Annotated in this window: 16 protein-coding genes; 12 read left to right on the forward strand and 4 right to left on the reverse strand. The window is 69.2% G+C overall.

From position 1 onward, the window contains the following. Nucleotides 1–240 precede the first annotated feature (240 nt). Together JMO03_RS12930 and JMO03_RS12935 are read left to right on the forward strand one after the other, a co-directional pair. Complete coding sequence (locus tag JMO03_RS12930) at nucleotides 241–1,854, forward strand: amidohydrolase family protein (protein WP_202843944.1); 1,614 nt, start codon at nucleotides 241–243, stop codon at nucleotides 1,852–1,854. A gap of 28 nt (nucleotides 1,855–1,882) precedes the next feature. Beyond that, the gene (locus JMO03_RS12935; RefSeq protein WP_425491847.1) at nucleotides 1,883–4,240 is read left to right on the forward strand and encodes a beta-L-arabinofuranosidase domain-containing protein; all 2,358 of its coding nucleotides are present in this window, start codon (nucleotides 1,883–1,885) and stop codon (nucleotides 4,238–4,240) included. Nucleotides 4,241–4,242: 2 nt separating this feature from the next. Here the strand turns inward: JMO03_RS12935 and JMO03_RS12940 are convergent, their stop codons facing one another. Beyond that, nucleotides 4,243–5,292: an Ldh family oxidoreductase gene (locus tag JMO03_RS12940; RefSeq protein WP_202843946.1), complete on the reverse strand. Its 1,050-nt coding sequence runs from the start codon at nucleotides 5,290–5,292 to the stop codon at nucleotides 4,243–4,245. 110 nt (nucleotides 5,293–5,402) lie between these two features. On the opposite strand from JMO03_RS12940, the gene rsmD reads away from it, so the two are divergent. The 7 genes from rsmD (at nucleotide 5,403) to JMO03_RS12975 (ending at nucleotide 11,132) form a co-directional block, all read left to right on the forward strand. Continuing rightward, nucleotides 5,403–5,963 (forward strand): 16S rRNA (guanine(966)-N(2))-methyltransferase RsmD, encoded by a 561-nt coding sequence (gene rsmD / locus JMO03_RS12945; RefSeq protein ID WP_202843947.1) that lies wholly within the window; start codon nucleotides 5,403–5,405, stop codon nucleotides 5,961–5,963. 65 nt (nucleotides 5,964–6,028) lie between these two features. Then, complete coding sequence (coaD, locus tag JMO03_RS12950) at nucleotides 6,029–6,532, forward strand: pantetheine-phosphate adenylyltransferase (protein ID WP_202843949.1); 504 nt, start codon at nucleotides 6,029–6,031, stop codon at nucleotides 6,530–6,532. Between the two features lie 37 nt (nucleotides 6,533–6,569). After that, on the forward strand, nucleotides 6,570–7,055 hold the full coding sequence (locus tag JMO03_RS12955) for a hypothetical protein (protein ID WP_202843951.1): 486 nt from the start codon (nucleotides 6,570–6,572) through the stop codon (nucleotides 7,053–7,055). A 583-nt stretch (nucleotides 7,056–7,638) separates the two neighbouring features. Further along, nucleotides 7,639–7,893 (forward strand): YfhL family 4Fe-4S dicluster ferredoxin, encoded by a 255-nt coding sequence (locus tag JMO03_RS12960; protein WP_202843957.1) that lies wholly within the window; start codon nucleotides 7,639–7,641, stop codon nucleotides 7,891–7,893. Next, nucleotides 7,890–9,632, forward strand: coding sequence for a gamma-glutamyltransferase (gene ggt / locus JMO03_RS12965; RefSeq protein WP_202843959.1), 1,743 nt, complete (start codon nucleotides 7,890–7,892; stop codon nucleotides 9,630–9,632). The genes JMO03_RS12960 and ggt overlap by 4 nt, the downstream gene beginning before the upstream one ends. 199 nt (nucleotides 9,633–9,831) lie before the next feature. Next, nucleotides 9,832–10,734: an MBL fold metallo-hydrolase gene (locus JMO03_RS12970; RefSeq protein ID WP_202843961.1), complete on the forward strand. Its 903-nt coding sequence runs from the start codon at nucleotides 9,832–9,834 to the stop codon at nucleotides 10,732–10,734. After that, nucleotides 10,731–11,132, forward strand: a complete 402-nt coding sequence (locus tag JMO03_RS12975) for an MAPEG family protein (protein ID WP_202843962.1) — start codon at nucleotides 10,731–10,733, stop codon at nucleotides 11,130–11,132. The genes JMO03_RS12970 and JMO03_RS12975 overlap by 4 nt, the downstream gene beginning before the upstream one ends. Before the next feature lie 27 nt (nucleotides 11,133–11,159). Here the strand turns inward: JMO03_RS12975 and JMO03_RS12980 are convergent, their stop codons facing one another. Further along, nucleotides 11,160–11,543, reverse strand: coding sequence for a helix-turn-helix transcriptional regulator (locus JMO03_RS12980; protein WP_202843963.1), 384 nt, complete (start codon nucleotides 11,541–11,543; stop codon nucleotides 11,160–11,162). A gap of 424 nt (nucleotides 11,544–11,967) precedes the next feature. Between JMO03_RS12980 and JMO03_RS12985 the strand changes: the two genes are divergently transcribed. Beyond that, on the forward strand, nucleotides 11,968–13,737 hold the full coding sequence (locus JMO03_RS12985; RefSeq protein WP_202843964.1) for a glycoside hydrolase family 9 protein: 1,770 nt from the start codon (nucleotides 11,968–11,970) through the stop codon (nucleotides 13,735–13,737). Between the two features lie 70 nt (nucleotides 13,738–13,807). On the opposite strand, the gene upp is transcribed toward JMO03_RS12985, so the two are convergent. Both upp and JMO03_RS12995 read right to left on the reverse strand, forming a co-directional pair. Further along, nucleotides 13,808–14,440, reverse strand: coding sequence for a uracil phosphoribosyltransferase (gene upp, locus JMO03_RS12990; protein ID WP_202843965.1), 633 nt, complete (start codon nucleotides 14,438–14,440; stop codon nucleotides 13,808–13,810). A 630-nt stretch (nucleotides 14,441–15,070) separates the two neighbouring features. Then, nucleotides 15,071–17,899, reverse strand: a complete 2,829-nt coding sequence (locus tag JMO03_RS12995; RefSeq protein WP_202843966.1) for a TonB-dependent receptor — start codon at nucleotides 17,897–17,899, stop codon at nucleotides 15,071–15,073. A 499-nt stretch (nucleotides 17,900–18,398) separates the two neighbouring features. Between JMO03_RS12995 and JMO03_RS13000 the strand changes: the two genes are divergently transcribed. Both JMO03_RS13000 and JMO03_RS13005 read left to right on the forward strand, forming a co-directional pair. After that, a complete protein-coding gene (locus JMO03_RS13000) occupies nucleotides 18,399–19,526 on the forward strand; it encodes an NHL repeat-containing protein (RefSeq protein ID WP_202843967.1) in 1,128 nt (375 codons plus the stop codon). 1 nt (nucleotide 19,527) lies between these two features. Further along, nucleotides 19,528–20,925 carry a purple acid phosphatase family protein gene (locus JMO03_RS13005; protein WP_202843969.1) on the forward strand — a complete coding sequence of 466 codons (1,398 nt, stop codon included), beginning with the start codon at nucleotides 19,528–19,530 and terminating at the stop codon, nucleotides 20,923–20,925. The last annotated feature ends 1 nt before the right edge of the window (nucleotide 20,926 follow it).

Here is a 20,926-nt window from a genome sequence, read left to right on the forward strand (position 1 = left end):
GACGCCGTGTCCTGGCGCCCGGGGATCGCTTTCCGCTCGGTCAGGGCATCGTGCCCTGACTCGCGCGCAAGACATCCATGTCTTGCTTGCCGCGATCCCCGGGCGCCAGGACACGGCTCACCGCTGTTCTGGTCGCGATTGCCCGGAACGACCCGGCCCGCAAGCCGGGGTCCAGTTTCCGACAACTTGGCCAGACTCCCTCACATGGGGAAGCGCCTTTTTTTCTGATGAGGAGGTGTCGTGGTTGCATTCCGCTCGGGGGCGTATCCGCTGCTTCTCGCCGCGCTGTTCGTCGTGCCACTGGCGGGACAGGCGGCCGGTTCGGCGGCGGACATCCCCGCCAGGGACGCGGGCGAGGGGCCGTACCCGCGGCTGGTGATCCGCAATGTCGACATCGTCGACGGCACGGGCGCGCCGCTGCAGGGCCCGTTCGACGTGGTCGTCGAGCGCGACCGGATCGCCGAGATCCGCCCGATCGGCGCGCCGGGGGCGATCCAGGCGTCGAAACGCGCGGCGCCGGGCGATCGCGAGATCGACGCCACCGGGTCCACCCTGATGCCGGGCTTCGTCGACACCCATGTCCACCTGCACACCCTGGAGGACGGCCAGGGGGTTCCCCCGGAGTACGTGCTCAAGCTCTGGCTGGCGCACGGCGTCACCACCGTGCGCGAGCTCGGCAGCGGCCGGCCGATCGAGTGGCTGGTCGACGTCAAGCGCCGCAGCGAGCGCAACGAGATCGTCGCGCCCCGGATCGACGTCTACCCGTTCTTCAACGACATCCGGCCCGGGATCGACACCCCCGCGCAGGCGCGCGAGGCCGTGCGCGACGCGCGCCGGCGCGGCGCCGACGGGATCAAGTTCATCGGTTCGATCCACGAGGACGTGCTGTTCGCGGCGCTGGACGAGGCCGAGAAGATCGGCATGCGCACGACCATGCACCATGCGCAGCAACTGGTGGCCTATGCCAATGTGCTCGCGACCGCGGCCAGCGGGCTGGATTCGATGGAGCACTGGTACGGGCTGCCCGAAGCGATGTTCACCGACCGCCGCTTCCAGGACTGGCCGGTCGACTTCAACAATACCGACGAGCAACGGCGCTTCGCCGAGGCGGGCCGTCTCTGGAAGCAGGCCGCGGCACCCGGCTCCGGGCGCTGGAACGCGGTGATGGACGAACTGCTCGGGCGCGGTTTCGGGCTGAGCCCCACGTTCACGGCCTACCTGGCCAGCCGCGACCTGATGCGCATGACCAACGCGAGCTGGCACGCGGAGTACACGATGCCGGCGCTGTGGGACTTCTACCGGCCCAGCCGCAGCCACCACGGCTCCTACTGGTTCGACTGGACCACGGAAAAGGAGATGGACTGGAAGCACAACTACGGCCTGTGGATGCGCTTCGTCAACGAGTACAAGAACCGCGGCGGACTGGTCGGCGTCGGCAGCGACAGCGGGTACATCTACAACCTGTACGGCTTCGGCTACGTGCAGGAGATGGAACTGCTGCGCGAGGCCGGTTTCAGTTCGCTGGAGGTGATCCACGCCGCCACCGGCATGGGTGCCAGGATCATCGGCCGCGAAGACCGCGCCGGGACGCTGCGGGTCGGGCGCAAGGCCGACCTGGTGCTGGTCGGCGGCAATCCCGTGGCCGACCTGAAACTGCTGTTCGGCACCGGCACGATCCGGTTGAACGACGCCACCGGCAAGGTCGAGCGGGTCGGCGGCATCGACTTCACCATCAAGGACGGCGTCGTCTACGACGCGGCGAAGCTGCGCGAGGACGTGCGCCGGATGGTGCATGAGGCCAAGGCCGCGCGCGGCCTTGCGGACGGCCCGATGCCGGTGGTGGACGCGGACTGATGCGATGCACACTGAGGGCGTGACCTGCATGGACACTACGACCGACAGCGGGCGCCGGCGCTTCCTGGCGTGGAGCGCGCTGGCCCTGGCCGCGGGCTGGGCCGGTTTCCCGCAGCGCGTGGCCGCGTTCGCCCCCGACCGCGCGCGCCCGGCGGCGTTCGGGACCGTCCGCCTGCTGCCATCGGTGTTCGCCGATTCCGTGGCCGCCACCCGCGGCTACCTGATGCGGCTGTCCCCCGACCGGCTGCTGCACAACTTCCGCGAGCAGGCCGGGCTGGACCCGAAGGGCGAGGTGTACGGCGGCTGGGAGAGCGACACCATCGCCGGCCATACCCTCGGCCACTACCTCAGCGCGCTTGCGCTGATGCACGCCGGCAGCGACGATCCGGACTGCAGGTCGCGCGTGGACTACATCGTGGCCGAACTGCGGGCCTGCCAGCTCGCCGGCGGCGACGGTTACGTGGCCGGATTCACCCGCAAGCGCGGCGACGGCGGCATCGAGCCCGGTCGCGTCGTGCTCGATGAGATCTCGCGCGGCGACATCCGCGCGCTGCCGTTCGACCTCAACGGCAGCTGGGCGCCGTTCTACACCTGGCACAAGCTTTTCGCCGGGCTGCTCGACGCGCATCGCCACTGCGGCAACGACACGGCGCTGGCGATCGCCGTCGACCTCGGGGACTACCTCGAGCGCAAGCTCGCGCCGCTGGACCACGCGCAGATGCAGCGGATGCTGGACTGCGAGTTCGGCGGCATGGCCGAATCGCTGGCCGAACTGTCGGCGCGTACCGGCCACGACCGCTGGTCGCGGCTCGCCGCGCGCTTCCGCCACGACCGGGTGCTGGACCCGCTGGTGGCGGGCGAGGACCGGCTCAACCGCCTGCACGCGAACACCCAGATCCCCAAGCTGCTCGGGTCCGCGCGCCTGTACGAGATCGAGGGGCGCGCGGAGGACGCCGCAGCGGCGCAGTTCTTCTGGCAGCGCGTGACCGGGCACCACAGCTACGCGATCGGCGGCAATTCCGACCGCGAGTACTTCCAGGCGCCCGATACGATCTCGAAGTACGTCACCGAGCAGACCTGCGAACACTGCAACACGCTCAACATGCTGCGCCTGGGCCGCTACCTCCACGCCTGGTCCGGCGACGCCGGGTACTTCGATTTCCACGAGCGCGCGCTCTACAACCACATCCTGTCGCAGCAGCATCCCGACGGTGGCCGCTACACCTACATGACGCCGCTGATGACCGGCGAGACGCGCAGCTACTCCGATCCCGAGGGCGAATTCTGGTGCTGCGTCGGCACCGGGATGGAGAGCCACGCGCAGTTCTCGCAGGACATCTACTGGTTCGACGGCGACGACCTGGCGGTGAACCTGTACATCCCCTCGACGCTCGACGATCCCGGGCGCGGCCTGTCGCTGCGGATGGAGTCGGAAGTGCCGGACGGCGGGCGGGTGACGCTGCAGGTGTCGGCCTCGAGGCCGGACGGCCTGGCGCGCATCCGCCTGCGGTTCCCTTCGTGGGCGGAGCATGCGCGGGTCGTCCGCAACGGGCGCGCGAGCGACGCGGTGGCGGAGCAGGGCTACGTCACGCTCGACGGCCCGTGGCGCGAAGGCGACCGCGTCGAAATCGAGTTCGGGCTGGCGCTCCGGGTGGAACCCTGCGGCGACGACCCGACCCTGGTTTCGCTGCGCCGCGGCCCCTGCGTGTTGGCCGCCGATCTCGGCCCGGCCAGCGAACCCTGGGACGGCGTCGAGCCGTGGCTGCAGGCCGACCGTATCGAGCAGTCGTTCGGGCCGGTGCAGCCCGGCGGGCGGATGCCGGCGCGCCTGCCCTCGCATCCGCAGGGCCTGGCCTTCGCGCCGTTCCACGCGCTGCACGGACGGCGGCATGCCGTCTATTTCCGCTGCCTGGACGCGGATGCGCGTTCGCGCTGGAAAGCGCACCAGGCCGAGGCGCGCGCGCGGGAGCAGGCGCTGGATCGCGACAGCCTCGATCGCGTGGCGCTCGGCGACGCCGAGAGCGAGCGGGCGCATGCGCTGGAGGCCGGCGGGCGCTCGTATGCGCTGTCCTACCGGCGGCGGGCCGGGCGGGACGTGCGCACCGGGGGATTCGTCGCCTTCACCATGCGCGGCGCGGGCCCGGCGCGCGTGCTGCGGCTGCGCTACTGGGGCGAGGAGCACCGGCGCCGGTTCTCGATCCGGGTCGATGGCGTGCGCATCGCGCACGAGGTGCTCGATGGCGGGCGCGGGAACGATTTCGTGGATGTCGATTACCCGATGCCGCAGTCCCTGCGCGCACCGCCCGCGGACGGCTGGCGCATCCGCATCGAGCCGGACGAGGGCTATTCGGCCGGCCCGATGTTCGGTGCCTGGCTGCTGGGCTGAGTTCAGCCCGGCAGCAGGCGGGCGTCGGGGTCGTCGAGCAGGGTGGTCAGCTCGGCGTGCAGTGTCGCGGGGATCAGTACGCCGTCGGCGAGGCTGCGGGCACGCGCTTCGTAGCGCCGCTGCGAGGGCAGCCGCGCACCGCTCTGGCCGAACGCGGCGAGGAAGGCTTCGGCCCGTGCGAAGTGCACGCCCCTGTCCGCGCCGAGGAACCGCCCGGGATCGAGCGCGAGGATCAGCTCGCCGTGATAAGGCGACGCGCCCGCGCCGTCGTCGTGGCGCAGCGATTCGAGGCTGGTGAGGTCGCCGATCAGCGGTCCGGCGATCAGCTCGATCATCGTCGACAACGCCGAGCCCTTGTGCCCGCCGAAGGTCAGCATGGCGCCACCGTCGACCACCGCCTGCGGGTCGGTGGTCGGGCGACCCTCGGCGTCGATGCCCCAGCCCTCGGGAATCGGCGCGCCCGCGCGGCGGCGCAGTTCGATCTCGCCGCGCGCGACCGCGCTGGTGGCGAAGTCGAAGACATAGGGATGTCCGCCGGGGCGCGGCCAGCCGAAGGCGAGGGGGTTGGTGCCCAGCAGCGGCGCGTGTCCGCCGGCCGGTGCGACCCAGGCATGGCTGGGATTGGTGGCCAGCGCCACCAGGCCTTCGGCGGTCAGTCGCTCGACTTCGGGCCAGAGCGCGGAAAAATGCACGCAGCGGTTGATGGCCATCGCGGCGATGCCGTTGCGCCGCGCCTTGGCGACGAGGTGGGGCAGTCCGGCCTCGAACGCCAGCAGCGAATAGCCGCCCCGGGCGTCGACGCGCACGATCGCGGGCGCCTGGTCGTGGACCACGGGTTCGGCATCGCCGGACACCTTGCCGGCCCGCAACGAGTGCACGCAGACCAGGGTGCGGTACAGGCCGTGCGAGGAGCAGCCGTCGCGCTCGCCGGCGACGATGGTCTCGGTGAGCGTGCGCACGTGCGCGGCGGAGAAGCCTGCCTGGCGCAGGATGGCGGACACGAGTTCGGCGGCCTGCCCGAGCGTGATCCGTACGGATTGCGGTGCGTCCATCGTGGTGCGGGCTGGGGCGGGGAGCCGGGAACTATACGTTGCGCACTGGATGAAGGGACGTCCTGCGCGTGTCGCGCGGGCACTCGCGCCGGCCGTTGCACAATGCGCGCATGAAGACTGCTCCCGGACACGTCCGCATCATCGGCGGCAAGTGGCGCAACACGCGCCTGCAGGTCGGCGACGCGACGGGCCTGCGCCCGACCTCCGACCGCACCCGCGAGACGCTGTTCAACTGGTTGCAGCCGGCGCTGCCCGGCGCGCGCGTGCTCGACTTGTTCGCCGGCAGCGGCGCGCTCGGCTTCGAGGCGCTCTCGCGCGGGGCGCGCGAGGCGCTGCTGCTCGAGCGCGATCCGCGCCAGTGCGAGATGCTGCGCGCGACCGCGGCGCGTTTGCCGGGCGGCGAGGCGGCGACGGTGGTCCAGGCCGATGCGATCGCGTTCCTGCGCGCGCCGCTGCAAGGGCGTTTCGACATCGTGTTCGTCGATCCGCCCTTCGCGGCGGACCTGTGGGAAGGGGTGCTGGCGCAACTGGATGCGTGGACGGCCGGGCGCGCGTGGCTGTACCTCGAGACTCCGCTGCAACGCAGCATCGTACCCGGCGCGGACTGGCGGCTGCATCGCGAGGGCACGACCCGCGAAACGCGCCATGCGCTGTACCGCCGCGCCGGCTGAACGGTGGCGGGCCGCGCTGCTACACTGCGGCCACTTCCGGACACCGACTGCGCCAACGCCACGCCATGAGCCCGGCCCGCACCCGCACCGCGGTCTATCCCGGTACCTTCGACCCGATCACCAATGGCCACATCGATCTGGTCGACCGTGCCGCGCCCCTGTTCGAACGCCTGATCCTGGGCGTGGCGGAGAGCCCCTACAAGCGCCCGACGCTGCCGCTGGAGCTGCGCGTGCGGCTGGCGCGCGAAGCGCTGGCACAGCATCCCAACGTCGAGGTCCATGGCTTCGACTCGCTGCTCGCGCATTTCGTGCGCGAGATGGGCGGCGGCATCCTGCTGCGCGGCCTGCGCGCGGTGTCCGATTTCGAGTACGAGTTCCAGATGGCGAGCATGAACCGCCACCTGATTCCCGAAGTGGAAACCCTGTTCCTGACCCCCGCCGAGCAATACGGCTTCATTTCCTCGTCGCTGGTCCGCGAGATCTCGCGGCTGGGCGGCGACGTGTCCGGTTTCGTCCCGGCCGCCGTGGCCGAGGCCCTGCAGGCCGAGTGGCGACGCGACGCAGGCTGATATCGTCCATCCCCACACCTACCCTCGGAGTAACACCATGAACCTGATGAAGAGCCTGGCGCTGGCGGCCTGCCTGGTGCTGCCGTTGGCGGCATGCAAGAAGGAAGAGGCCGCGCCGGTCGAGCGGGCGCCGGTCGCGGCGCCGACCACCGACGACAAGGCCAGTTGGCACGCCTACCTGAACGACCAGGTGCCGCGGCACATGGAAGGCATCACCAACCAGCCCTTCGTGTACTGGGTGCCCGCCACCGAGAACGCGGAAGATCCGGAGGCGCACAACCGCCTGCTCGACAAGGCCAAGTCGGATGTCGCGCGCGGCATCGTGAAGGGCAACATCCTGGCGTACGCCGGCCTCGATCCGACCAGGACCGCCGACCTGGTGGTGTCCGCGTTCGAGGGCGTCACCCCGAACACGATGAAGGGCGTGCGCGTGGTCTACATCGGCGATACCGCCAATACCGACCGGGTGAAGGCGGCGGTGGAGCCGGCCGGCGTCGAGTACGTCTTCGTCGAAGCCAAGTGACGTGACGGCCCACGCCCGCAGCGCGGGCGTGGCTGCCGGAACGTCATCCCCGCGCAGCGGGGATCCAGAGCGACGTAGCAGTAGTCCCCCACGCCCGCAGCGCGGGCGTGGCTGCCGGAACGTCATCCCCGCGCAGCGGGGATCCAGAGCGACGTAGCAGTAGTCCCCCACGCCCGCAGCGCGGGCGTGGCCGCCGGAACGTCATCCCCGCGCAGCGGGGATCCAGGGACGTCGCCATCGGCCCACGCCCGTAGCGCGGACGTGGCTTCCGGAACGACGTCGCCGTCGTCCCCACGCCCGCGCAGGCGGCCGTGGCGGCCGGAGCGTGATCCCAGCGCACGGGGGGATCCAGGGACGTCGCGGTCCCGATCCACGCCTGCGCGGGCGTGGATGCCGGGGTGGTCATCCCCGCGCAGGCGCGGATTCAGCGACTTTCCCGGACGCTGCCGACACGTGCCTGCGGCGCACTGGCTCCCGCAACAGGCCCCATTCCGACTCCGCGACCGCCGACGCCATCCTCTGCCGCGCACGCCGTTCCGGGAATGGAACGGGGCCACCGTGGCGCAGCGCATACAATGTGAGCATGTCCCTGAAGATCAACGAGCTCTGCGTCAATTGCGACGTCTGCGAGCCGGTCTGCCCGAACAAGGCGATCACGCAGGGGGACACGATCTACGTCATCGACCCGGCGCTGTGCACCGAATGCGTGGGCCATTTCGACGAACCCCAGTGCGTGGCGGTGTGCCCGGTCGAATGCATCGATCCGGATCCGCAACACCCCGAGTCCGAGCCGCAGTTGCTCGCCAAGCTGCGCCGCCTGCAGCAGGAGTCCGCATGAGCCGCAAGTCCTTCGCCGTCCTGTTCGCCTGCCTGCTGTGGGTGGCGCCGCTGTCCGCACGCGAGTCGCGCACGCCTCCCGCGCCGCCGCCCGGCGCCGCCATCGCCTCGGCGCATGCGCTGGCCACCGACGCCGGCTTCGAGACCCTGCGCGCCGGCGGCAACGCCTTCGACGCGGCCATCGCGGTGTCGGCGGTGCTGTCGGTGGTCGAGCCGATCTCGTCGGGACTCGGCGGCGGCGGGTTCTTCCTGCTGCACGATGCGAAGACCGGCAAGGACGTGTTCGTCGACGCGCGCGAGATGGCGCCGGCCGCGGCCACCCAGGAACGCTACCTCACGGCCGACGGCGGGTTCGATCGCGACCGCGCGGTCAACGGCCCCTGGGCGGCGGGCATCCCGGGCTTGCCCGCCGCGTTCGTGCACGTCGCGCAGACCTACGGCAAGCTGCCGCTGCGGACCTCGCTGGCGCCGGCGATCCGCATCGCCCGCGACGGCTTCCCGGTCTATGCGCGCTTCGCCCGCGGCTACCAGCAGCGGCGCGAGGTGATGGAGCGCTATCCCGGCACGCGCGCGGTGTTCCTTGCCGGCGGCGCCGCGCCGAAGGAGGGCGACGTGTTCCGCCAGCCCGAGCTCGCGCGCACCCTGGAGCTGCTGGCCGAGCATGGCTTCGACGGCTTCTACCGCGGCGAGGTGGCGGACAAGCTGGTCGCCGGTGTCAACGCCGAAGGCGGGCAGTGGAGCGGGGAGGAACTGGCCGCGTACACGGTGAAGGAGCGCGAGCCGGTCCGCTTCCGCTACCGCGACTGGGACATCGTCACCGCGCCGCCGCCGTCCTCGGGCGGGATCGCACTGGCGCAGATGCTGCAGATCCTCTCCGGCTGGGACCTGCAGCAGCTCGACGAGCCGCTGCGCGTGCACCTGGTGGCCGAATCGATGCGCCGCGCCTTCCGCGACCGGACCTTCTACCTCGGCGATCCGGACTTCGTGAAGGTGCCGCAACGACTGCTGACCAGTCCCGATTACGCCGCCGGCCTTCGCGCCACGATCAATCCGGCCCGCGCCACGCCCAGCGACCTGCTCTCGGGCGAGCAGACGCCGCTGGAGGACGAGGAAACCACGCACTTCTCGATCATCGACGCCGAAGGCAACCGCGCCGCCGTGACGCAGACGGTGAACCTGCTGTTTGGTTCCGGCCTGGTGCCGCCCGGCACCGGCGTGCTGCTCAACAACGAGATGGACGATTTCGCGCTGAAGCCGGGCACGCCCAACGCCTTCGGCGTGATGGGCTACGACGCCAACGCGCCGGCGCCGGGCAAGCGCATGCTCAGCTCGATGACGCCGACGTTCATGCACTCGCCCGACAAGGTGGCGGTGCTCGGCACGCCAGGCGGCAGCCGCATCATCACCATGGTGCTGCTCGGGATTCTCGGCTACGACACGGGGCTCGACGCGCAGGCCGTGAGCGCGCTGCCGCGCTACCACCAGCAATGGATGCCCGACGTGATCGAAGCCGAAAGCGGTGCGTTCACGCCGCAGGTGGCGCAGTCGCTGCAGGCGCGCGGGCACACCCTGAAGCTGCCGGGCGACGAGGCTGCGGGCGGACGCGGCTCCAGCCACGTCTGGGGCAACCTCCAGACCGTGGAGTGGAACCTGGCCGACAATACGCTGCACGGCGGCAGCGATCCGCGCAACCCGGTCGGCAAGGCGGCGGTGGAGCCTGTAGGCGCAAAGGCGCGTTGAGCGCGTTGCACGCGCGGATGGAGTCCGGCGTGTTGCGACGACGCGTGGGTGGGTATCCTTGCTGGGGGCTGCAGGTCCCGCGAGGCACGGAGCGCTTGCCGGCCGGAGTCGTGCGTAGGTGGAAGCGGCGACACGGGATCCGTGCCGTCGCGGGAATGAAGATGCGTCAGCTCTGCCATCCGGAGTCGGACATCCAGCCATGAAACTGTGGTCGATCGAAGGCAACTCGCAGCGGCTCGACGGCGGCTCGATGTTCGGCAATGCGCCGCGCACGATGTGGACGAAGTGGGCCGAGCCCGATGCGTCCAACCGCATCCGCCTGGCGACGCGCGGCCTGCTGGCGACGCCACTCAACGGCAGGACGGTGTTGTTCGAGACCGGTGTCGGCGCGTTCTTCGCCCCCGACATGCGCGCGCGCTACGGCGTCGCCGAAGACCGGCACGTGCTGCTGGACTCGCTGCGCGCGGCCGGCTTCGACCACACCGACATCGACGTGGTGGTGCTCAGCCACCTGCACTTCGACCATGCCGGCGGCCTGCTCGCGCCGTGGGCGGCGGACACGGCGCCGCAACTGCTGTTCCCCAACGCGACCTTCGTCCTGTCCCGGCGCCACTGGCCGCGCGCGTGCAATCCTCATCCGCGCGACCGCGCCAGTTTCATCCCCGAGTTGCGGGGCCTGCTCGAGGCCAGCGGCCGCATCGAGTTCGTCGACGGCGAGCGCACACCTGCGCTCGGCGACGCGGTGCGCTTCCACTACAGCGACGGCCACACGCCGGGGATGATGCTGGCCGAGATCCTCGGCCCCGACCTGCGCGACGACCAACCGCATGGCGGCGTGGTGTTCTGCGCCGACCTCGTCCCAGGCCTGCCGTGGGTGCACGTGCCGATCACGATGGGCTACGATCGCTGCCCGGAACTGCTGGTCGACGAGAAGCAGGCCTTCCTCGAGGACAAGCTGGCGCGCGACGTGCATCTGTTCCTCACCCATGATCCCGGCATCGCGCTGGCCCAGCTGGCGCGAGACGAGAGGGGCCGGTTCACCGCGATCCACCAGGTCGCGCGGCTGGCAGCGCGCCCGTTGCGCGCGGACGCACAGGCATGATCCCGCGCATCACCCTGCTGTTCGCCTCGCTGCATGTGGTGGTGTACGTCGCGCTGGCGACGCGCGTGGTGCTGCACCGCCGGACGACGCGCATCGGCGTCGGCACCGGCGGCGACGAAGCGCTGGCCCGCAGGGTGCGGGTGCACGGCAATTTCGCCGAGTACGTGCCGCTGGCGCTGCTGATGCTGGCGCTGCTGGAACTGTCCGGCGTGGGTGCCGCGCTGCTGTGGGCGTTCGGCGCGGCCCTGCTTGCCGGGCGCGTGCTGCACGCCATCGGGCTCGGCGGCTCGTCGGGCTATTCGTTCGGCCGCTTCAGCGGCGCGCTGCTGACCTTCGTCGTGTTGCTGGCGATGGCGCTGGTCGGGCTCTGGCGGACGCTCGTGGTCCATACGCTGTAAGCCGCGACGACGGCAGGGACGGCAGGTTCAGCCGCCCGGGCGTTGGCGCCGGGGTCGCTGCGGCGCCTGCGCCTCGAGCACGGTCAGGATCGCCTGCTTGAACTGCTCGTTGCAGGCGCGGAACGCCTCCAGCAGGCGACGTTCCACCGGATCGTCCACGAACTCGGCGTCCGCGGCAGGGATGCCGTCGCTCGGCGCCTGCGGCGCGCCGCGACCCGTCGCCAGCCATTCGTAGGACACGCCGGTCGCCATGGCCAGTTCCGAAAGCCGTTCGGTGGACGGGAATACCCGTCCCTTCGCACTTTCCCAGTTGCCCACCGCGCTGCGGCTGACGCCGAGCGCCCCGGCCAGGTCCGCCTGCGACATGCCGGCGCGCACCCGTGCGGTGCGGATGCGTGTACTGAGCTTCATTCCATGCCTCTTTCCATGGTCCTGCGAGAAGACTACGCGCCCGGGCAAACCCGCTCCGTCAGCAATTCTGACACGTCAATGATACTGACGACGCTTGTCTACCTTCGTTGACAACCAATCACAACCATTTGAATAGAAGGAAGATATATTGAAGTCGTCAGCAATATTGACCACGCAGGCCGGGTTTGACCCATTGCGTGGCCCGGGGACATCGCGGAATGTGGCACCCGTGTGGTCGCGTCGGCTCCACGGATGGATGCCATAGGAGCTATTCCGCAGGGAAACGCTGGAAGCAAGCGTAGGTTCGGCCGGGTCGACGGCTTCGTCGACCCGGTCGGATCGGTCCTCCCCCCGTCGGACCCACCTGCGTGAGATTGCATCCCGCTGCTTGCGCGCATCGCGCGATGCCATGAGCATCGGGAGCATGCTCCACACGCCCCCCACGACCCCCTCCCCATTGCTGCGCGCCCTCGCGCTGGCGGCGTTGCCCCTGCTGTCGCTGTTGGCGAGGCAGGCGACAGGCGGCGACCCCGCCACGCCGGCGATCAGGCTCAACCAGCTCGGATTCCTGCCCGCCGCGGGCAAGCTTGCGGTGGTGGAAAGCGCGGATGCGCGCCGCTTCGAGGTGGTGCGCGACGGGGACGACGCCGTGGTGGTGGTGGGCGACATGGCGCCTGCCGCGGAATGGGCGCCGGCCGGGCGCCGGGTGGCGATCGCCGACCTCACCGGACTGTCCGTGCCGGGCCGTTACCGCTTGCGCGTCGAGGGACTGCCGCCTTCGGATCCATTCCCGGTCGGGCCGGAGGTCTACGCCGCTCTCGCCGACGCGGCGCTCAAGGGTTTCTACTTCAACCGCGCCGGCGCCTCGCTCGAGGCAGCGCACGCCGGCAGGCATGCGCGTGCGGCGGGCCATGCGGACACCGAGGTCGAGATCCACGCTTCCGCAGCCTCGGCCACGCGCCCGGCCGGCAGCGTGATCTCCGCGCCGGGCGGCTGGTACGACGCCGGCGACTACAACAAGTACGTGGTCAATTCCGGGATCACGATGTACACGCTGCTGGCGGCGTGGGAGGACTTCCCCGGCTTCTTCCGCGGCCGCGACGTCGGCATCCCCGAAAGCGGCGATGCGGTGCCCGACCTGCTCGACGAGGCCTGGTGGAACCTGCGCTGGATGTTGGCGATGCAGGATCCGGACGATGGTGGCGTCTACCACAAGCTCACCAACCTGCGCTTCGACGGCGCGGTGATGCCGGGGGCGGCGCGCAAGCGTCGCTACGTGGTGCAGAAGGGCACGGCGGCGGCGCTGGATTTCGCAGCGGTGATGGCCCAGGCCGCGCGCGTGTACGCGGAATTCGAGCCGCAGTTCCCCGGGGTGCCGGCGCGGATGCGCGAAGCGGCCGAGCGCGCGTGGGCGTGGGCGCTGGCGCATCCGGACGTACCCTATCGCCAGCCCGACGACGTGGCGACCGGCGCCTACGGCGACGACAGCTTCGCCGACGAATTCGCCTGGGCGGCGGCGGAACTGTTCCTGCTGACCGGGGATGCGGCGTACCTGCGCGCATTCGAGCGGCACGCGGCCGAACCCGCTGTGCCCTCTTGGGCGCAGGTCGATGCGCTCGGCTGGAGTTCGCTGGCACGCCATCGCGACCGGCTGCCGGACGACGCGACCCGCGAGCGCGTCGCCGCGGCGATCGACGCGCTGGCGGAGCGACTGGCCACCCGTTCGCGCGAAGCCGCGTGGCGCATCGCGATGGGCCCGGAGGATTTCGTCTGGGGCAGCAGCGCGCAGGCACTCAACCAGGCGCTGATGCTGGTGCAGGGCTACCGCCTCACCGCGCGCCGCGACTACTTGGATGCGGCGCAATCGCAGCTGGACTACGTACTCGGGCGCAATCCGCTGGGCGTCTCGTTCGTGACCGGACACGGCCTGCGCACGCCGATGCGCATCCACCATCGCCCCTCGCAGGCGGACGGCATCGTCGAGCCGGTACCGGGACTGCTGTCGGGCGGACCGAACCCGCGCCAGCAGGATCTCGACGAATGCACTGCTGCGGGCGGTTATCCGTCGAAGCTGCCGGCACTGTCGTGGCTCGACCAAGACTGCAGCTATGCCAGCAACGAGATCGCGATCAACTGGAATGCGCCGCTGGTGTACGTGGCCGCGGCGATCCAGGCGCTGACGCCGGCCGAGTGACGCGCCTGTCGCAGCTAGTCCGCACCAGCGGGGCCTGTCGCGATTGGCTGGTCGGCAGCCGCGCGGGGCTTCAGGCCACGCGCGTACCGAAGATCCGGTCGCCGGCGTCGCCCAGCCCGGGCAGGATGTAGCCGCGCTCGTTGAGCCGCTCGTCGATCGCCGCGGTGTACACCTGCACGTCGGGATGTGCGGCCTCCAGCGCACGCAGGCCCTCCGGCGCTGCGACCAGAAAGATGCCCTTGATGCGCCGCGCACCGGCGCGTTTGAGCATGTCGATGGTGGCGATCAGGGTGCCGCCGGTGGCCAGCATCGGGTCGAGGATCAGCGCGTCGCGCTCGTCGAGCCGGCCGGTGAGCCGTTCGAAGTAGGGCACCGGCTGCAGGGTCTCCTCGTCGCGCTGGAGGCCGACCACGCTCACCTTCGCCGCGGGAATCAGTGCCAGCACACCCGGCAGCATGCCCAGGCCCGCGCGCAGGATCGGCACCAGGGTGATCTTGGCGCCGGCGATGCGGCGCACGCTCACCTCACCGGCCCAGCCGGGCATGGTGGCGGGCTCGGTGTCCAGGTCGGCGGTCGCCTCGTAGGCCAGCAGCGTGCCGAGCTCGGTGACCAGCTCGCGGAAGGCCTTGGTACTGAGCGAGGCGTCCCGCAACAGGCCGATCTTGTGCTGCACCAGGGGGTGGCGGACTTCGACGGTTTTCATGGGCGGCGCGGCGATGGGACTGGCGACAGATTAGATCACGGGCTCGCCGGTTGCCTGTCGCCGCCCCAGAAAAAAGGTTCTTCTCCCATGTGAGGGAGAAATGGTCCGCGATGGGGAAGTCCCTGTCGACTTCGGATGGACGCCGCGCCCCGGCGCCCGGGGATCGCTTTCCGCTCGGTCAGGGCATCGTGCCCTGACTCGCGCGCAAGACATCCATGTCTTGCTTGCCGCGATCCCCGGGCGCCGGGACGCGGCTCACCGTTGCTTTGGCCGCGATGGCCCGGTGGCCTGGCCTTCGAAGCCGCGCCAATGGTCGGCCGATGGGCGTTCCGGGTCGGGGGTTGCGGAAAGCAGCGCATGGATGCCCTGCGGCGGCGAGTCAGCCATGGGCGAGCGCGGACGTCTTGCGCGGCACAGCCGCGCGTCCGCGTGAGCGCCCGGCGCGCTGCGCCAAACCGGACCGCGCAGCGGGCTGACCGAGCCGAGGAGCAATCCCCGGCCCGGAACGACCCGAGCCGCAGGCCCGGGGCCGATCTCCTGACAACTTGGCCAGGCTCCCTCACATGGGAGAAGAACCAGAAAAAAGACCCCGCGGGCGCGGGGTCTCTAGGGCTACGCGTTGCGCTGCAATCAGAATTCGTAACGCACGCCCGCCAGCCAGGAGCGGCCGAAGCCTTCGAGCTCCAGCACGCGGCTGCGCTCGCCCTGGAAGCGGACCTGCCGGGTATCGGTGATGTTGTTGACTTCGCCGAACAGTCGCCAGTTGCGCGTCAGTGCGTAGCTGACGGTGAAATCCAGGCTGGACCGGTCGCCCCAGTAGACGTTGAGCTCGGGCGAATCGACGTCGAAGGACTGGATGAACTTGGAACGATGGTTGTAGGCCAGGCGCGCATTCAGGCCGTACTTGTCGTAGGCCAATGCGACGTTGTAGTTGTTGCGCGATGTGCCTGGCAGTTCGGTGCTGCCTTCGCCAAAAGGAAGTTCGGCGCTGGAGTCGGCATAGGTGTAGTTGGTGTAGATGCCGAGGCCGTCGAATGGCGAGGGCAGGAAGTCGAAGGTCTGCTGCCAGGCCAGTTCCAGCCCCAGCACGCGGCCCTTCTCGCCGTTTTCCGGCCGCGTGACCTGGCGGCGCAGGCCGCCGCCGATGTCTTCGCTACTGGTGGCGATGAACAACGGATCGTTGATGCGCTTGTAGAACGCGGCGACAGAAACCAGGCCAAGCGGGCGCAGGTAGCGTTCGTAGGACAGGTCGAGGCTGTGCGCGTAGGCGGCCTTGACGTCGGGGTTGCCTTCGGCGACCGGCGAGGTGTCGAGTTCACCGATCGTGCGGTACGGTACGGTCTGCATGAAGTCCGGGCGGTTCAGTGCAGTCGAGTACGAGGCCCGCACGATGCTGTCCGGATTGAGCTCGTAACGGAAGTGCAGGCTCGGCAACGCGTCTCCGTAGTCGCGGCTGGCGGACTGCAGCGTCGCTTCTTCGGTGTCTTCGTTGAACTCGATGGCCTGGCCTTCGGTGCTGGTGCGCTCGTAGCGCAGGCCGGCGACCATCGTCAACTCGTCCCAGTGGGCATCGAGGCGCACGTAGCCGGCGTGCACGTCCTCGCTGGCGGTGTAATCGCCGGAGATCGAGTCCGGGATCAACCGGACATGGTTGGCACTGGCCTGCAGTGGACCAGCGTAGCGGTTGAAGATGTCGCGGCAGAATCGACGCCCCGCCAGGAAGTAATCGAAGTTGTTCGACGGACCCAGGTCCGAGCACAACATGTCGGACATGGTGATGCCCAGCGCGGCGAAGTCCGCGGCATTGCCGTTGCGGCGGCGCTCGTCGTCGAAGGACTTGTCGCGCAGGCGAGCGCGCAGGCCGAACTTGATGGTGCCGCTGTCGCCAAGGAAGCCCTGGCCGCGTTCTGCATCGACGCGGAAGCCGGTTTCCTTCTCTTCACTGTACTCGTAGCGTTGGTTCAAACGTCGGAACGCAAACCATTCCTCAGGCAGGTTGACGCCGGTGGCCGGTGCGTCGGGTTGGTCGAGGATCGCCCACGTCGGGAAATCGAAATTGGTGTAGTCGTAGTCCATCTGCGGACGCACGCTCGAGCGGAAGATGTACTGGTCGCGTGGCGTGGTCTCCTTGGTGGCCTTGCTGTGCGAAGCCTGCCAGTCGAACTTCCAGTCGTCGCCGGCGAAGTGTTCGCCGCCGAGGTTGAAGGTGCGGATGGTCTTGTCGTAGGTGCGTTCGCGCAGTTCCTTGTCGAAGGTGGCGCGCACGTTGCCGATGGTCTGGGTGGACTCGTCGGTGTGCCGGTCCATCTCGATAATCAGGTTGTCGCGGAACTCGTGGTCCTTGAAGCGTGCGTCGGAAGCGACCATGTAGACGAGATTGCCAGGATCGATGCGGAAATCGAAGCGACCGGTGATGCCCGTGCGTGTGCGCGTGCCTTCATAGTCCTTGATCTCGACCGAGGTCGGCATGATGCGACCGTCGTCGAAACGCTCGTAGGTGGTCTCGACGTTGTCGGTGAAGCGGCCTTGGCGACTGTGCGATGCCGAGAACAGCACGCCGATGTTGTCGTTTGTGCCGAAGCGGTTGCCGATGGTGGCGTTGTAGCGCTCGTTGTCGCCGTCGCCCAGTTCGAAGCGGCCCATTGCCGCGGATGCGCGCAGGGTCATGCCGTCGCGGTCGAGCGCGCTCTGGGTGCGGATGTTGATGTTGCCGGCGATGGCGTCGCCGTCCATGTCCGGGGTGATGGCCTTGGTGACTTCCAGCGCGGCGATCACATCGGACGGGATCGTGTCCAGTTCGACGCCACGCGAGCCGGCGTCGGGGTTGGCCAGTTGCACGCCGTCGATCGAGACGGTGGTGAACTCCTTCGGTGCGCCGCGCATGGTGACGTAGCGGCCTTCGCCCTGGTCGCGTTCGATCGACACGCCCGGGATGCGCTGCGTGGATTCGGCGATGTTGTTGTCCGGGAACTGGCCCAGCAGGTCGGCCGACACCACGTTCATGTAGTTCACCGACGAGCGCTGCTGGTTCAGCGCCATCGCCTGGGCGTCGCGGCTGCCGCGCACGTTGACGCGGTCGAGGTCGGTGGCGTCGCCGATGGCGACCGTGCTGCGCAGCGTGACCTCGATGCTGGCGCCGCGCGATTCGCCGACCACAACTTCGACTTCCTGCGGCTCGTAGCCGATGTAGTCGACCATCAGCCGGTAGCGGCCCGGCGCCACGCCGGTGATACGGAAGCCGCCATCGCGTTGGGTAATGGCCTGGTATCCATCGAGGGTGACGCGGGCGCCGTCGAGGTAGACGCCGCGGGTCGATTCCTTGACGCGACCGATCACGCTGCCGGCAGCGTCATCCTGCGAAACGCTGGTCGCTGACGACTGGGCTTGCGCGGGCAGCGTGGTGGATAAGGCGAGCACGGTGGCGATCGCCGTGGCGATGGCGGAGATTCTTGGATTCATAGCTGAGGAAGACTTCGCTTGGGAGGAGGATGGCCGGCACCCTCCATGGCATGGCGTAACGAAATCTTTCGTCACCAACATTTCACCGTGATGAACATCGATGTCTTGATCGGCAGCACCATGCTGCGGCGGGATGACACGCGTGCGACCGGGTGGTGTCGAATGCGTGACTTGCCCGGTTGTTGTCACATGGATGCAACTATCCGTCGCTAGCTTCCCTGCTTCACCAAGCGGTACTAAGGCGGTGACGCTGGCATTGGGCAAACGTCGCGCCGCACCAGGATGCGAATACATGGGTCGATGCACGAGGATCGTGCGCGACTTGCGGAATCTGCTCGCATCCCCATCATTTTCCTCCCCCTCCAACCGGCTGGCATGGAGGCAGAAGCCACCAGGCAGACACCCCGGTGACGGCCGATGTCAGGGGGATGTCAGCGGTAGGGGAATAGTTTCGTTGGCGTCCCCGGCGACGCGTCGGGAAAGTCCAGCGGAGATAGCGATGAAACCCACGTTAACAGCCAAGGCGGCATTCCACTTTTCCCTGCTCGCCCTTGTCCTCGCAGCATGTAGCGACGCGCCGCCCTCGTCGCCGGTCGAGGCAGTGCCGGCTGAAGCGATCGCGAACGAACGTGAGATCCCGGTGATCGAGGAAGCCTTCCTGACCACGATGACGCCGGAAGACAACATCGACTCGCCCGCGGCATGGGCAGCGCCGGGCGGCGACATCTGGGTGATCGCCACGGCCAAGGCCACCGACGCCCTGGTGGTGTACGACGGCAAGACCGGGGAGACGCTGCGCACGGTCGGCTCGCTCGGCACCGGCCAGGGCCAGTTCGATCGGCCCAACGGCGTGGCGGTGGCCGACGACCTGCTGTTCGTGGTCGAACGCGACAACCATCGCGTCCAGGTGTTGCGGCTGCCGGGCTTCGAGCACGTGTCGACCTTCGCGGCCGCGGACCTCACCAAGCCTTACGGGCTGTGGGTGAACAAGGCCGGCGAGGGCTACGAGGTCTACGTGACCGATGCCTACATGGCCGGCGAGGATGCCGAGGGCGAGGACATCCTGCCCGCATTCTCCGAGCTGGACCGTCGCGTCAAGCGCTTCGCGATGACGCCTTCGGGCAACGGGTTCGACGCCAGGCTGGTGTCGGCGTTCGGCGACACCGGCGAGCAGGGCGCTTTGCGGGTGGTGGAGTCGATCTGGGGCGATGCGGCCAACGACCGCCTGCTGATCGCCGAGGAAGACGAGACCTACGCCAACGAACTGAAGGTCTACGACCTGGCCGGCAACTTCGCCGGGCAGACCATCGGCCGCGACGTGTTCAAGGCGCAGTCGGAAGGGATCATGCTGAAGTCCTGCAATGACGGCAGCGGCTGGTGGATCACCACCGAGCAGGGCAAGGGGCGTACCGTGTTCCATCTGTTCGATCGCGCGACGCTCGCGCATGCCGGCGCCGTGACCGGCAAGTCGGTGGCCAACACCGATGGCATCTGGCTGCATGAAGCGGCGTCGGATCGCTTCCCGCAGGGCGTGCTGTATGCGGTGCACGACGACCAGGGCATGGTGGCGTTCGACTGGAACGACATCGCCACTGCGCTGTCGCTGCCAGCCTGCGAGGCGCGCTGACATGTTGCGCCCCATCCCGTGCGCCACTGCACTGCTGCTGCTGTTGTTGCCAGCGTTCACGGCGCAGGCCGAGGCGCGGCAGGCGACTCGCCATCTCGAACCCAATACGCTGGTGCCGAAGGGCGTGATCCATTACGCCCCGACCGGCTTTCCCGACCGCATCGTCGCCGTCCCGATGCAGGATGCGTCGACGGGGTTCTCGGTGAGCTGGCGCACGGACGCGAAGGTGGACGCGCCGGTGGTCGAGATCGCGATCGCCAGCGAATCCCCGGACCAGTGGGATGGCGACACGCCGCCACGGCGGGTGAAGGCCGTGACGCGTGCGTTGCCGACGGCCAATGGCGCCGCGCACCACCACCATGCCTTGGTGGATGGTCTCCAGCCCGACACCCTGTACGCGTGGCGCGTGCAGGGCGACCGGACCTGGAGCCCGTGGCGGCAACTGCGAACGGCTGCGCCGGCCGGCGCCCCGCTTGAGTTCCTCTACGTTGGAGACACCCAGAACAAGAACGCCAGCCTGACCACGCGGGTCATGTTCGAGGCGGTGCGCCACGCGCCGAAGGCGAACCTCGTATTGTTCGCCGGCGACCTGGTCAGCGAAGCGGTCGACGACGACGAATGGGGCGAGTGGTTCGATGCCACTGGCGCGCTGGCGACGATGGCCTTCGCGCCGGCGCCGGGCAACCACGAGTTTTTCGAGGAGCACGAGGACACGCCGCAGGAACGCCGGGTGCTCGGCGAGCAGTGGAAGGCGCATTTTGCGTTGCCGGGCAATGGCGCCAAGGGCGTCGAGCCGACGACCTACTGGTTCGACTACCAGGGCATCCGCTTCGCGGTGATCGATGGCACGTCCGCGCTCGACCTGGATGCCGCTTCCACGCAGGCCGAATGGCTGGACGGGGTGCTGGCCGGCAATCCGAACCGCTGGAGCATGGTGCTGATCCACCAGCCGTTCCATTCGCCGCGCGGCGAGGAGCGCAACAAGCGCCACCAGGTGTTGCGCGACGAGTTGATGCCGGTGATGGAACGCCATGGGGTCGACCTGGTGTTGCAGGGGCACGACCACCTCTACGGACGTCGCGGCAGCGATGGCGGCGTGCCGCCGGTCTACGTGGTGTCGGTGGCCGGACCCAAGCAGTACCTCGTGTCCGACGATGCGCGCGCCACCATGTCGCCCGTGGGCGAGGACACGCAGCTGTTCCAGGTGCTGCGGCTGGAAGGCAACCGCCTGAGCTACGAGGCCCGCACCGTGACCGGCCGCCTGTACGACGCCTTCACCCTGGTCGACGAGGGCGATGCCGGCAAGCGCATCGAGGAGCAGCGCGAAGGGCGGATCGATGAGCGCCAATGCAGTCGTTCGCGGACGCTCGGCGGGCGCACGGATCGTTGCTGGGAGTGAT

It is taken from the genome of Luteimonas saliphila (genome assembly GCF_016774335.1).
GTDB lineage: Bacteria > Pseudomonadota > Gammaproteobacteria > Xanthomonadales > Xanthomonadaceae > Luteimonas > Luteimonas saliphila.

Coding starts and splice junctions, on each gene's coding strand:
- JMO03_RS12935 (WP_425491847.1), top strand. CDS start 1,883: ATGGACACTACGACCGACAGCGGGCGCCGGCGCTTCCTGGCGTGGAGC.
- JMO03_RS12940 (WP_202843946.1), bottom strand. CDS start 5,292: ATGGACGCACCGCAATCCGTACGGATCACGCTCGGGCAGGCCGCCGAA.
- rsmD (WP_202843947.1), top strand. CDS start 5,403: ATGAAGACTGCTCCCGGACACGTCCGCATCATCGGCGGCAAGTGGCGC.
- coaD (WP_202843949.1), top strand. CDS start 6,029: ATGAGCCCGGCCCGCACCCGCACCGCGGTCTATCCCGGTACCTTCGAC.
- JMO03_RS12955 (WP_202843951.1), top strand. CDS start 6,570: ATGAACCTGATGAAGAGCCTGGCGCTGGCGGCCTGCCTGGTGCTGCCG.
- JMO03_RS12960 (WP_202843957.1), top strand. CDS start 7,639: ATGTCCCTGAAGATCAACGAGCTCTGCGTCAATTGCGACGTCTGCGAG.
- ggt (WP_202843959.1), top strand. CDS start 7,890: ATGAGCCGCAAGTCCTTCGCCGTCCTGTTCGCCTGCCTGCTGTGGGTG.
- JMO03_RS12970 (WP_202843961.1), top strand. CDS start 9,832: ATGAAACTGTGGTCGATCGAAGGCAACTCGCAGCGGCTCGACGGCGGC.
- JMO03_RS12975 (WP_202843962.1), top strand. CDS start 10,731: ATGATCCCGCGCATCACCCTGCTGTTCGCCTCGCTGCATGTGGTGGTG.
- JMO03_RS12980 (WP_202843963.1), bottom strand. CDS start 11,543: ATGAAGCTCAGTACACGCATCCGCACCGCACGGGTGCGCGCCGGCATG.
- JMO03_RS12985 (WP_202843964.1), top strand. CDS start 11,968: ATGCTCCACACGCCCCCCACGACCCCCTCCCCATTGCTGCGCGCCCTC.
- upp (WP_202843965.1), bottom strand. CDS start 14,440: ATGAAAACCGTCGAAGTCCGCCACCCCCTGGTGCAGCACAAGATCGGC.
- JMO03_RS12995 (WP_202843966.1), bottom strand. CDS start 17,899: ATGAATCCAAGAATCTCCGCCATCGCCACGGCGATCGCCACCGTGCTC.
- JMO03_RS13000 (WP_202843967.1), top strand. CDS start 18,399: ATGAAACCCACGTTAACAGCCAAGGCGGCATTCCACTTTTCCCTGCTC.
- JMO03_RS13005 (WP_202843969.1), top strand. CDS start 19,528: ATGTTGCGCCCCATCCCGTGCGCCACTGCACTGCTGCTGCTGTTGTTG.